Raw genomic sequence first — 12,545 nt, forward strand, 5'->3', positions numbered from 1 at the left:
ACCGTTGCGCGCGTTCCTGGTATTAGCAGGCCTGGTGCTGACGGCCGGTTCCGCTTCGGCGGAGCCGGCCGTCGCCGACGTGTGCGCGGTGACCGACGAGCGGCTGGCGGAGCTGTCCGGCCTCGCGTCGGACGGCGACCAGTGGTTCGCGGTGAACGACAGCGACAACGGCCGACTGCTGATCCAGGTGATGGACCGGAATTGCGCGATCACCCGGACGATCACCGCGCCGAACAACCCGCTCGACGTCGAAGATCTCGCATTGGCTCCTGACGGAACCCTGTGGGCGGCGGACACCGGGGACAACGGCAAGTCGCGCGAAACCGTGGCATTGCACGCGGTTTCCCCCGACGGCAGCGCCCGTTTGTACCGCCTTACGTATCCTGACGGAAAGCACGACGCCGAAGCATTGTTGGTGGACCGCGACGGCATTCCGCACATCATCACGAAGGAAACCATCGGGTCGCCGTTGGTGTACCGGCCGGTTTCCGGGTTGAGCGAGGGCGCGGCGACGCCGATGGAGCAGGTGGCGAAGGTGCCGATCAGCGGCACGGACACCACTGGCGGGCCGTTGCAGAGTTCCGTGGTGACGCGCCTGGTCACGGGCGGTGCGATGTCGCGGGACGGCAAGGTGGCGGCGTTGCGGACCTACACCGACGCGTACCTGTTCCCGGTTCCGGACGGTGGTGACCTGGCGGCGGCGTTGGAGTCCGACCCGGTGCGGGTGCCGTTGGCCGGTGAGCCGCAGGGTGAGGCCATCGCGTTCGACCCGGACGGCACGCTGTTGTCGGCGTCCGAGTTCGGCAACGCCGGGGGCACTTCGTCGACCGTGCGTGCGGTGCGGGGTGCGGCGGCGTTGGCCGTGCCGCCCGCGCCCACCACGACCTCGGCGGACGCTCCGGCACCCGACGACTCGGCCGCTCCCCCGGCCTCCGACTCGTTCTCGGCGTGGCCGGTGGTGGGTGGCGGCGCGGTGGCGTTGGCACTGGTGGGAGCCCTGGTCCGGCGTTCCCGCAAGCGCCGGGCTTGACCACGGGGCCGAGCGGTCCGCGCCCCTGGGCCCGGACCGCCTCGTCCCCCGGATTCACGCCCCGACGGGCGCCGCCGTGACGCTCTACAGCCGGCGCAGGACCGCCACGACCTTGCCCAGGATCGACGCCTCGTCGCCCGGGATCGGCTGGTAGGCGGCGTTGTGCGGCATCAGCCACACGTGGCCGTCCTCCTTGCGCTTGAACGTCTTCACGGTGGCCTCACCGTCGATCATCGCGGCCACCACCTCGCCGTTGTCCGCGGTGGGCTGCTGGCGCACGACGACCCAGTCGCCGTCCGTGATGGCGGCGTCCACCATCGAGTCACCCACGACCTTCAGCAGGAAAACGTCGCCCTCGCCGACGATCTCGCGCGGCAGCGGGAACACGTCCTCGATGGCCTCCTCGGCCAGGATCGGCCCACCGGCCGCGATGCGGCCCAGCATGGGCACGTACGCGGGCGTCGGCTTGGACGCCGGGTCCAGGCCGGTCACGATCTCGGCCGGCAGCACACCCACCGCGCGCGGTCGGTTCGGATCGCGACGCAGGTACCCCTTCCGCTCCAGCGCACGCAGCTGGTGTGCGACTGAGGAGGTGGAGGTCAGGCCGACCGCCTCCCCGATCTCGCGCACGCTGGGCGGGTAGCCGAACCGGTCGAGCCAGTCGCGGATCACGTCGAGCACCTTGCGCTGGCGCAGGGTGAGCCCGGCGTTGCCCGCGATGTCCGCCGGTTCGGGCGCGGAGGGCGCATCGGCGGTGCGCAGGTCTTCGTTGGTCTTGCGTGCCACGGTGCTTCCTCCTCACCGGTCCCGATTGCCCAGGCCGGCTTCTCCGACGATCTTCACTTGTGGACGGTAGTCGCGTTCCCTGTCCAGATCAAACACCTGTTCGAAGTAATGCTCGGCGTGTCCTAGCGATTTCGCCCGGTGAAGTGGTAGACATTCGCACGGACGTTCGATCGAACACAGGTTCGATCATGATCGGATGACCTGCGTGGAGGGCATCATGGCGGTGGTCATTGGCACCCGGAACAGCTTCGAACTCGTGGACGGCGCCGGTGTCGAGGATGTCGCCCTCGGCGTCGGATTGCGACCCGGACCACGGGTACTCCGCCGGTTCGAGGTACCGGACAAGGACAACCGCCGCCCGTCGACCCGCCCCCGCCCGCTCGCCGTCCGGGAGACCGCGCCCGAACCGGCCGCCTGCGACGTGCGCCCACAGCGGCACCCGGCCGTCCAGTTCCTCGTCTACGCCGCGACCGCGGCCGTGTTCGCCGCCCTGCTGAGCCTGCTCTACCTGTACGTCTCCGGCGCCACGACGGTCCCCGAACGGACCAACGTCGTCCACGTCCAGGTGGGCGAGACGCTGCGGGACGTAGCGGAGCGCAGCGCCCCGAACAGCGACCCCGAGGCCGTGGCAGCCCGCATCCGCGAGCTGAACAACCTCCCGGACTCCGACGTGGTCCCCGGCCAGTCCCTGATCGCCCCCGACGGCACCCCCTGACCCTCCCCAGGGCTCAACCTCCAGCCAACCGCGAGAGTCGAACACCCAGGTCGCGAGAGTCGAACCTCCAGGTGCCGTGAGTCCTACGTTCAGGATGCGTGTGCCCTACGTCCAGGACCCCTGAGTTCAACGTTCGGAACGTTGAACTCAGGGGTCCTGGACGTTCGACTCTCGGCACCTGAGCGTTCGACTCGCGCGTTTGCGTTCGCAAGCCGGCGGTGACCTGCGGCGTCGTTCGGAGGCGGCTGGTGATCGGCATGTCGCGGAGCGCTGAACCTCCCGCGGACATCCCACCGAGTGGTCCGGGACACGTGTGTCGAGTTGCAGAGCAGTAGGCTCCAGGCATAGGTTGACCCCTACATCTAGTGGTTACACCGTTGTAGTTAGTCCACAGGTTGGGGTATTCCCCACCATGAGGGCTAACGCGATGGATGCTGCGCGGAGGAGGGGAGACCAGCCGTGCGATGCCCGTTCTGCCGGAACGCGGACTCTCGTGTGGTCGACTCGCGCGAGGTGGACGAGGGCCAGGTGATCCGTCGCCGGCGGTCCTGCTCGAGCTGCGGTCGCCGGTTCACCACCGTGGAGGAGGCCGTGCTCGCGGTGGTCAAGCGCTCCGGCGTCACCGAGCCGTTCAGCCGGGACAAGGTCGTCAACGGCGTCCGCCGCGCCTGCCAGGGCCGCCCGGTCGACGAGGACGCCTTGCAGCAGCTGGCCCACCGCGTCGAGGAGTCCATCCGCTCGGGCGGCAACGCCGAGATCCCGAGCCACGAGGTGGGCCTGGCCATCCTCGGCCCGCTGCGCGAGCTGGACGAGGTCGCCTACCTCCGGTTCGCCAGCGTTTATCGATCTTTCTCGTCCGTCGAGGACTTCGAGAAGGAGATCGCCGATCTTCGCGACGCCCAGCGCACTGACGACTGAGCGCCGCGACGCAGGACAAGACACAGGACAACCAGCGACCGACTCGGACGGGGAGCCCGGACGTGGGTCGTGCACCAGACTTCGAGCACGTGCGAAACGGGAAGAGGACACGGGGAATGACGGAGACCGTCGGTGGCTCCAGCAAGAGGACGGCAACCCGCAACGGCGCGGGGGACAAGAACGCCAAGCTGAAGGTGGAGCGCGTCTACACCACGGCGGGCAAGCACCCCTATGACGAGGTCACCTGGGAGCACCGCGACGTCGTCATGACGAACTGGCGCGACGGCTCGGTGAACTTCGAGCAGCGGGGCGTCGAGTTCCCCGACTTCTGGTCGGTCAACGCCACCAACATCGTCACCAGCAAGTACTTCCGCGGCGCGGTGGGCACGCCGCAGCGCGAGCACAGCCTGCGCCAGCTCATCGACCGCGTGGTGAAGACCTACGTCGAGGCGGGCGTCAAGCACGGCTACTTCGCCACCGACGCGGACGCCGAGATCTACGAGCACGAACTGACCTGGATGCTGCTGCACCAGGTGTTCAGCTTCAACTCGCCGGTGTGGTTCAACGTGGGCACCAGCTCGCCGCAGCAGGTCAGCGCCTGCTTCATCCTGTCGGTCGACGACACGATGGAGTCGATCCTGAACTGGTACCGCGAGGAGGGCCTGATCTTCAAGGGCGGCTCCGGCGCGGGTCTGAACCTGTCGCGCATCCGGTCGTCCAAGGAGCTGCTGTCCTCCGGCGGCACGGCGTCCGGCCCGGTGTCGTTCATGCGCGGCGCGGACGCGTCCGCGGGCACCATCAAGTCCGGTGGCGCGACCCGCCGCGCGGCGAAGATGGTCGTGCTGGACGTCGACCACCCCGACGTCGAGGAGTTCATCCAGACCAAGGCGCGTGAAGAGGACAAGGTCCGCGCGCTGCGCGACGCCGGGTTCGACATGGACCTGGGCGGCAAGGACATCGTGTCCGTGCAGTACCAGAACGCGAACAACTCGATCCGCGTGTCGGACGAGTTCATGCACGCCTACGAGAACGGCGGCCGGTTCGGCCTGCGCGCCCGCCAGACCGGCGAGGTCATCGAGACCGTCGACGCGAAGGACCTGTTCCGCAAGCTGGCGCAGGCCGCGTGGGAGTGCGCCGACCCGGGCATCCAGTACGACGGCACGATCAACGACTGGCACACCACGCCGGAGTCGGGTCGGATCACCGCCTCGAACCCGTGCTCGGAGTACATGCACCTGGACAACTCCAGCTGCAACCTGGCGTCGTTGAACCTGATGAAGTTCCTGAAGGACGACGGCTCGTTCAACGCGGAGCTGTTCGCCAAGTCGGTCGAGCTGATCATCACCGCGATGGACATCTCGATCTGCTTCGCGGACTTCCCGACCCCCGCGATCGGCGAGACGACGCGTGCGTTCCGCCAGCTCGGCATCGGCTACGCGAACCTGGGCGCGCTGCTCATGGCGACCGGTCACGCGTACGACTCCGAGGGTGGCCGCGCGCTGGCCGCCGCGATCACGTCCCTGATGCAGGCCGTGGCGTACAAGCGGTCCGCTGAGCTGGCGGGCATCGTCGGCCCGTACGACGGCTACGCCCGCAACGCCGAGGCGCACCAGCGGGTCATCCGCAAGCACTCGGCGGCGAACGACATGCTGCGCACGTACCACGCTAACGACGGTGCGGTGCAGAAGGTCGCGACCAAGGCGTGGCAGGAGTGCCAGAAGATCGGTGCCCGCAACGGCTGGCGCAACGCGCAGGCCAGCGTGCTCGCGCCCACCGGCACCATCGGCCTGATGATGGACTGCGACACCACCGGCATCGAGCCGGACCTGGCGCTGGTGAAGTTCAAGAAGCTGGTCGGCGGCGGCTCGATGCAGATCGTCAACCAGACCGTGCCGCGCGCGCTGCGCGTCCTGGGCTACCAGGAGGAGCAGATCGAGGCGATCGTCGAGTACATCGGCGAGCACGGCCACGTGGTCGACGCCCCCGGTCTGAAGCCCGAGCACTACGAGGTCTTCGACTGCGCGATGGGCGACCGCTCGATCGCGCCGCTCGGTCACGTGCGGATGATGGCGGCGGTGCAGCCGTTCATCTCGGGCGCGATCTCCAAGACGGTGAACATGCCGGAGACGGCGACCGTCGAAGAGGTCGAGGACATCTACTACCAGGGCTGGAAGCTGGGCCTGAAGGCGCTGGCGATCTACCGCGACAACTGCAAGGTCGGCCAGCCGCTGTCGGCGGGCAAGGGCGCCAACAAGGGCGCCGAGCCGAAGACCGAGACGGTCGTGGAGTACCGCCCGGTGCGCAAGCGGCTGCCGAAGAAGCGCCCGTCGCAGACGGTGTCGTTCACGGTCGGCGGCGCGGAGGGCTACCTGCACGCCGGTTCGTACCCGGACGACGGCCTGGGCGAGATCTTCGTCAAGCTCGGCAAGCAGGGTTCGACGCTGGCCGGCGTGATGGACGCGTTCTCCATGTCCATCTCGGTGGGTCTGCAGTACGGCATCCCGCTGGAGTTCTACGTCTCGAAGTTCCAGAACCTGCGCTTCGAGCCGGCCGGCATGACCGACGACCCGGACGTCCGGATCGCGACCAGCGTGCTGGACTACCTGTTCCGCCGCCTGGCGCTCGACTACCTGCCGTTCGACAAGCGCGCGCAGCTCGGCATCTTCACCGCCGACGAGCGCACCGCGCAGGTGTCGTCCGACTACGGCAACGGCGACGTCGACCTGGAGGGTCTGCGCACGTCGGTCGACTCGGCCCCGACGGCCTCGGCCACGTCCACCCCGGCATTGGAGGAGAAGAAGTCCAAGCCGCAGGACATCAAGGTGGGCAGCTCCACGGAACTGCTCGAACTGCACCTGGGCAAGGCCGCCGACGCGCCGCTGTGCATGACGTGCGGCACGAAGATGCGCCCGGCCGGCTCCTGCTACCTGTGCGAGGGCTGCGGCTCCACCTCGGGTTGCAGCTGACCACAATCGGATGATCCAGCCGGTCAGGGCCGGGAGCCAAGCGTCATCGGCTCCCGGCCCTGCCGCTGCCCGCCGACCTCGTGCACATGCTGATCTCGCGGGTCGGCGTCGACGAGTCCGAGGTGGCCGGGATGAGCAGCGACGAGGCGGTCGCCAGGCTTCAGCGCTACTGGACCGAGGGCCCTGATCAAGCGACAGGAGCGATGTCGTGATGACGCGGGCGAGCGGGACGTTGTTGGGGTTGGCTTACGGGGACGCCTTGGGCGCGCCGACCGAGTTCCTGACCGTCGCCGAGATCGAGCAGCGCTACGGCGTGGGTGGGCCGCGGGAGTTGGAGGGCGATCCCGCTCTGGTCACCGATGACACCCAGATGACGTTGGCGGTCGCGCGGGCGTTGGGTGAGACGGGGCGTGAGGGCATCGCCGGTGCGTTGCGTGATCACTTCGTGCGGTGGCCCTGTCGCGGGCGGCGACGACGTCCGGCGACTCGGACTCGATCGCGTGTCTCGCCGGGGCGTTCGCGGGTGCCGCGCACGGTCTCGACGCGTGGCCCGAGGAGTGGGCCGAGCGCATCGAGCACGGTGACGAGCTGGCCGCGTTCGGCCGGATGTGGGACTGAAACGGGTTGCCCGGCCGGCGACACTGGTTCCGTGACCGTCGACTACGTCTTGGCCGGCTACCGAGTGGCCTCGCGGGGATCCAGGCAGGACTGGCATGACGTCGGTCTGGCCGGTGCCGAACTGGTGTCGATGAGCGGTTGCATCGCCGACCTGCTGACGGCGGCCCCGGACGGGTGGGACGAGTGGTTCGGCGACCCGGTGTCGGCCGAGGAGGCTCGTGCGGGTAGGGACGGCCTGCACGTGCTCGGGGTGGGGATCGCCGCTCAGGACGTCCCGGCCCTGCTCGCCGACATGAACGTGGAGGGTCGGGAGGGGAACGCGGGCAGCCTGCCGGAACGGCTGGCCCGGCACGAGCCCTTCACCGGCGGTGAGCCGCTCGGGTTCGAGCTGGTCGGGCTCGACTGCGGGGGCTGGCACACCTGGACCTGCCTCGACGGGCTGGTGCGTGACGTCCGGGAGGCGACCGGTATCCGTCCCGGGCGTTGGGGGTTGGTCCAGGACGAATGGGAAGCGCGGGCGGCGGCCGAGTGGCTCACCGCGTCGGGTCTCGGCGATCCCAAGGTCTTCCTGTGGGTGGCGGCGAAGCTGGTCGCCCAGTTCTAGATAGGTCGTTCCAAAACCTGCTACGGTCGTCGACGTGCCCCGACCCAAGGCGTTCGACGAGGAGCAGGCGCTCGACGCGGCCATGCGCACGTTCTGGGCGAACGGCTACGAAGCCACGTCCACCGAGGACCTGTGCCGCGCCACCGGGCTGGGGCGCAGCAGCATCTACAACACGTTCACCAGCAAGCACGAGCTCTTCAAGCGCGCCCTCGTCCGCTACACCAACCTCATGACCACCAGCCAGCTCGCGCTCCTCGAAGACGAGACGCGTTCCGCGAAGGACCGGCTGCACGACCTGTTCGACGCGATCATCGCGGGCGAGGAGGAGAACCGGCGGGACGACCGGGGGCTCGGCTGCCTCACCGTCAACACCACCGTCGAACTCGCCGCACGCGACCGGGAAGCCGCCGAACTGGTGGCACGTGACCAGCAGCGCAGGTTGGACGCCCTCACGACGGTCATCGGGATCGGACAACGGGACGGCGAGCTCACGTCCGGCAGAGACCCGGCGGAACTGGCGCGCTTCCTCAACGCCGTCATCGCGGGGATGAGGGTCGCCGGACAGGGCGGCGCCGACATCCCGACACTGCGAGCCATCGCGAACACCGCCTTGGACGCCCTCTAGAACCCGGCGTGGATCCAACGGGGATCACGCACGCCCACGTTTTGGACAGATCGATACAAAATAGGAGCACCGGAATGCCCCGTGTCGTCCACCTGCTGGCCCTCGGCATCTTCGCCATGGTCACCAGCGAGTTCGTCGTCGCCGGCCTCATGCCGCAGATGGCCGCCGGCCTGCAGGTCACCATCCCCGAGATCGGCTACCTGATCACCGCGTTCGCCGCCGCGATGGCCGTCGGCGGACCGCTGCTCACCGTGCTGATGCTCCGACTCCGCCCCAAACCGGCGCTCATGACCCTCTTCGCCGTCTTCCTCACCGGCAACGTCCTCGCCGCCACCGCCACCGACTACGGCGTGATGCTCACCGCCCGCGTCGTCACCGGCGCGGCCTCGCAGGCGTTCTTCGGCGTCGCGATCTCGGTGACCTCCGCCCTGGTCAAGGAGAACCTGCGCGGCCGGGCCACCGCGACCGTCCTCAACGGACTGATGCTCGGCACGCTCCTCGGCCTGCCGCTGGCCACGTTCATCGGCGAGCACCTCGGCTGGCGCGCGGCGTTCTGGGGTATCGCGGTGCTCACCGTCGTGGCCGCCGCGAGCACGTTCGCGGGCGTGCCGAGGCTCGACCGCGTCAACGGCGACACCACCGTCCGCGCCGAACTGCGGGCCGTCGCCCGCCCCAGGCTGTGGCTGGTGCTGTCCACCAGCACGTTCGTCATCGGCGCGACCTTCGCCGCGTTCAGCTACGTCAACCCGATCCTGACCGAGGTCACCGGCTTCACCCCGACCGCGGTCCCGTTGCTGCTCATCGGCTACGGCGTCGCCACGCTCGTCGGGAACCACGTGGTCGGGCGGCTCGCCGACCGGCACGCGCTGCCGGCGTTGTTCACCGGCCTGGGCCTGAACGCCGTCTTCCTCACCGGTTTCGCCCTGTTCGCCGACGAGCAGGTGCCGGCGGTCGTGAGCCTGCTCGGCATCGGCCTGGTCGGCGTCACGATGAACCCGGCCCTGGTGACGCGGGTCCAGCGGACGGGCAACGCCGGACCGCTGGTCAACACCGTGCACGGGTCGTTCATCACGCTCGGCATCATCATCGGGTCGTGGCTGGGCGGGCTGCTCATCACCGATCACGGCCTGCGCGCACCGCTGTGGCTGGGCGCGGCACTCGCGGTGGCCGGCCTCGCGACCTTGATCCCCGACGTCCTGCGCCGCCGTGACGAGCCACGCCTTCGCCGCGACCTACCCGACCGGGACCGATCGGTTGTTCGCTGATTAGCTCCTGCGCTAAACAGTAAGCATGGACAGCGTCGAAGCCGACCGGGAGGCGAGTGTCTTCCGCGCGTTGGCCGACTCGACCCGGCGGCAGATCCTGGAGGACCTCCGCTCCGGCGAGCTGACCGCGGGCGAGATCGCGGGCCGGTTCCCGATCAGCGGTCCCTCGATCTCGAGGCACCTGGGCGTGCTGAAGTCGGCCGGGCTGGTGCGGGAGCGGCGTGAGGCGAACCGGATCTTCTACTCGCTCGTGGCGGAACGGCTGGCGTTGCACGTCGGCAGGTTCCTGGGCGCGGTCTGCCCCGACCAGGTCGTCGTCCGGAACCACCGGCGAGGCCGCTCCTGAGGACCCGCCCACGCCGGTGGGCGGGTCCCGTCGAGGTCAGTTCCGGCGGAACAGCTTGTTGCCCAGCCACACGACCGGGTCGTAACGCCGGTCGGCCACGCGTTCCTTCATCGGGATCAACGCGTTGTCGGTGATCTTGATGTGCTCCGGGCACACGTCGGTGCAGCACTTGGTGATGTTGCACAGCCCCAGGCCGTGCGACGACTGCGCCTCGGGAACGCGGTCCGCCTCGTCCAGCGGGTGCATCTCCAGTTCCGCCACCCGCATCAGGAACCGCGGCCCGGCGAACGACTCCTTGTTCTCCTCGTGGTCACGGATGACGTGGCACGTGTTGTTGCACAGGAAGCACTCGATGCACTTGCGGAACTCCTGCGAGCGCTCCACGTCGACCTGCTGCATCCGGTACTCCCCCGGCGCCACACCGGCCGGCGGCTTGAACGACGGGATCTCGCGCGCCTTCTCGTAGTTGTACGACACGTCCGTCACGAGGTCGCGGATCACCGGGAACGTCCGCATCGGCGTCACGGTCACCGTCTCGTCCTCGGCGAACACCGACATCCGCGTCATGCACAGCAGTCGGGGCTTGCCGTTGATCTCGGCCGAGCACGACCCGCACTTGCCCGCCTTGCAGTTCCACCGCACGGCCAGGTCCGGCGTCTGGGTCGCCTGCAGCCGGTGGATCACGTCGAGCACCACTTCGCCCTCGTTGACCTCGACGGTGAAGTCCTCCAGCCCTCCGCCCTGGTCCGAGCCGCGCCACACGCGGAAGTGCCCCTGGTACCCCATGTCACCCCTCCAGCTCGTCCGCGGTCAGGTACTTCTGCAACTCTCCGTGCTCGAACAACGCCAGCAGGTCCGACCGGATCGGGATCTGCGGCTCCTCCACGACCTCCACGGAACCGTCGGGGCCGGACAGCCGGCACACCAGCAGCTTGCGCCGCCAGTCGGCCTCCATCTGCGGGTAGTCGTCCCGCGTGTGCCCGCCTCGGCTCTCCGTGCGCATCAACGCCGCCCGCGCCACGCACTCGCTGACCACGAGCATGTTCCGCAGGTCGAGCGCCAGGTGCCAGCCGGGGTTGAACTGCCGGTGCCCCTCGACCACCAGGGTCGCGGCCCGCCGTTTCAACTCGTCCAGCCGCTTGATCGCCTGGTCCATCTCGTCGGCCTTGCGGATGATGCCGACCAGGTCGTTCATCGCCTGCTGCAACTCCATGTGCAGCGTGTACGGGTTCTCACCGCCCCCGTCGGAACCGGAGAACGGCGCGACGGCCACCCGTTCCGCCTCGGTCACGGCGGAATCCGAGCACACCGGCCGCGCCGACAGCCCCGACACGTAGTCGGAAGCGCCCGCGCCCGCCCGTCGCCCGAACACCAGCAGGTCGGACAACGAGTTGCCGCCCAACCGGTTCGAGCCGTGCATCCCGCCGGACACCTCGCCCGCCGCGAACAGCCCCGGCACAGACGACGCGCCGGTGTCCGGGTCGACCTGCACGCCGCCCATCACGTAGTGGCAGGTCGGCCCGACCTCCATCGGCTGCGCCGTGATGTCGACGTCCGCCAGCTCCTTGAACTGGTGGTGCATCGACGGCAGCCGCCGGGTGATCTCCTCCGCGGGCAGCCGGGTCGACACGTCCAGGAACACGCCGCCGTGCTCGGACCCGCGTCCCGCCTTGACCTCGGAGTTGATCGCGCGGGCGACCTCGTCGCGCGGCAGCAGCTCGGGTGGCCGCCGGTTGTGCTCGGGGTCGGCGTACCAGCGGTCGGCCTCGGCCTCGTTGTCGGCGTACTTGTCCTTGAACACCTCGGGGATGTAGTCGAACATGAACCGCTTGCCGTCGGAGTTGCGCAGCACGCCGCCGTCACCGCGGACCGACTCGGTGACCAGGATCCCCTTCACCGACGGCGGCCAGACCATGCCGGTCGGGTGGAACTGGACGAACTCCATGTTGATCAACGACGCGCCGGCGCGCAGGGCCAGGGCGTGACCGTCGCCGGTGTACTCCCACGAGTTCGACGTCACCTTGAACGACTTGCCGATGCCGCCGGTCGCCAGCACCACGGCGGGCGCCTCGAACAGCACGAACCGGCCGGACTCGCGCCAGTAGCCGAACGCGCCGGCCACCTTGCCGTCGTCCAGCACCAGGTCGGTGACGGTGAACTCCTGGAACACCTTCAGCCGCGACTCGTAGTCGCCGGTCTCGGCGTAGTCGTCCTGCTGGAGCGACACCACCTTCTGCTGGAGGCTGCGGATCAGCTCCAACCCGGTGCGGTCGCCGACGTGCGCCAGCCGCGGGTACTCGTGGCCGCCGAAGTTGCGCTGGCTGATCCGACCGTCCTTGGTGCGGTCGAACAACGCGCCGTAGGTCTCCAGCTCCCACACCCGGTCGGGCGCCTCCTTGGCGTGCAGCTCGGCCATCCGCCAGTTGTTGAGGAACTTCCCGCCGCGCATGGTGTCCCGGAAGTGCACCTGCCAGCTGTCGTTGGAGTTCACGTTGCCCATGGCCGCGGCGATGCCGCCCTCGGCCATCACCGTGTGCGCCTTGCCGAACAACGACTTGCACAGCACCGCCGTGCGCATCCCGTGTTCCCTGGCCTCGATCGCGGCGCGCAGCCCCGCACCGCCGGCACCGATCACGAGCACGTCGAACGAATGCCGTTCCAGCTCGGGCAAA

At 69.0% G+C, this 12,545-nt stretch carries 13 protein-coding genes; 10 read left to right on the forward strand and 3 right to left on the reverse strand.

All coding sequences use genetic code 11. The annotated features are described in order from the left end of the window. Nucleotides 1-4 precede the first annotated feature (4 nt). Nucleotides 5-1,030 (forward strand): NHL repeat-containing protein, encoded by a 1,026-nt coding sequence (locus FM051_RS02815; protein ID WP_238412095.1) that lies wholly within the window; start codon nt 5-7, stop codon nt 1,028-1,030. An 84-nt stretch (nt 1,031-1,114) separates the two neighbouring features. On the opposite strand, the gene lexA is transcribed toward FM051_RS02815, so the two are convergent. After that, nucleotides 1,115-1,792 carry a transcriptional repressor LexA gene (lexA, locus tag FM051_RS02820; protein WP_202918675.1) on the reverse strand — a complete coding sequence of 226 codons (678 nt, stop codon included), beginning with the start codon at nt 1,790-1,792 and terminating at the stop codon, nt 1,115-1,117. Nucleotides 1,793-2,033: 241 nt separating this feature from the next. On the opposite strand from lexA, the gene FM051_RS02825 reads away from it, so the two are divergent. From FM051_RS02825 to FM051_RS02865, 9 genes are all read left to right on the forward strand, one after another. Further along, complete coding sequence (locus FM051_RS02825) at nt 2,034-2,531, forward strand: LysM peptidoglycan-binding domain-containing protein (RefSeq protein WP_158840318.1); 498 nt, start codon at nt 2,034-2,036, stop codon at nt 2,529-2,531. 459 nt (nt 2,532-2,990) lie between these two features. Beyond that, complete coding sequence (gene nrdR / locus FM051_RS02830) at nt 2,991-3,449, forward strand: transcriptional regulator NrdR (RefSeq protein ID WP_158840320.1); 459 nt, start codon at nt 2,991-2,993, stop codon at nt 3,447-3,449. Between the two features lie 116 nt (nt 3,450-3,565). Beyond that, nucleotides 3,566-6,415 (forward strand): vitamin B12-dependent ribonucleotide reductase, encoded by a 2,850-nt coding sequence (locus FM051_RS02835; RefSeq protein WP_158840322.1) that lies wholly within the window; start codon nt 3,566-3,568, stop codon nt 6,413-6,415. 86 nt (nt 6,416-6,501) lie between these two features. Next, nucleotides 6,502-6,627, forward strand: coding sequence for a hypothetical protein (locus tag FM051_RS53005; RefSeq protein ID WP_274383440.1), 126 nt, complete (start codon nt 6,502-6,504; stop codon nt 6,625-6,627). Nucleotides 6,628-6,865: 238 nt separating this feature from the next. After that, nucleotides 6,866-7,033, forward strand: coding sequence for an ADP-ribosylglycohydrolase family protein (locus tag FM051_RS02845; RefSeq protein ID WP_158841002.1), 168 nt, complete (start codon nt 6,866-6,868; stop codon nt 7,031-7,033). A 31-nt stretch (nt 7,034-7,064) separates the two neighbouring features. Next, entirely contained in the window at nt 7,065-7,637 is a 573-nt protein-coding gene (locus tag FM051_RS50375; protein ID WP_202918681.1) for a hypothetical protein, read from the forward strand. 34 nt (nt 7,638-7,671) lie between these two features. After that, complete coding sequence (locus tag FM051_RS02855; RefSeq protein ID WP_202918653.1) at nt 7,672-8,262, forward strand: TetR/AcrR family transcriptional regulator; 591 nt, start codon at nt 7,672-7,674, stop codon at nt 8,260-8,262. Between the two features lie 74 nt (nt 8,263-8,336). Beyond that, on the forward strand, nt 8,337-9,527 hold the full coding sequence (locus tag FM051_RS02860) for an MFS transporter (RefSeq protein ID WP_158840324.1): 1,191 nt from the start codon (nt 8,337-8,339) through the stop codon (nt 9,525-9,527). A 25-nt stretch (nt 9,528-9,552) separates the two neighbouring features. Then, nucleotides 9,553-9,873 carry a metalloregulator ArsR/SmtB family transcription factor gene (locus FM051_RS02865; RefSeq protein ID WP_158840326.1) on the forward strand — a complete coding sequence of 107 codons (321 nt, stop codon included), beginning with the start codon at nt 9,553-9,555 and terminating at the stop codon, nt 9,871-9,873. Between the two features lie 36 nt (nt 9,874-9,909). Here FM051_RS02865 and FM051_RS02870 read toward each other — a convergent pair whose 3' ends face one another. Then, nucleotides 9,910-10,659, reverse strand: a complete 750-nt coding sequence (locus FM051_RS02870; RefSeq protein ID WP_158840328.1) for a succinate dehydrogenase/fumarate reductase iron-sulfur subunit — start codon at nt 10,657-10,659, stop codon at nt 9,910-9,912. 1 nt (nt 10,660) lies between these two features. Further along, the gene (locus FM051_RS02875) at nt 10,661-12,544 is read right to left on the reverse strand and encodes a fumarate reductase/succinate dehydrogenase flavoprotein subunit (RefSeq protein WP_158840330.1); all 1,884 of its coding nucleotides are present in this window, start codon (nt 12,542-12,544) and stop codon (nt 10,661-10,663) included. Nucleotide 12,545: the final 1 nt, after the last annotated feature.

Origin of the sequence: Saccharothrix deserti (assembly GCF_009769385.1) — a bacterium.
GTDB classification, from domain to species: domain Bacteria; phylum Actinomycetota; class Actinomycetes; order Mycobacteriales; family Pseudonocardiaceae; genus Actinosynnema; species Actinosynnema deserti.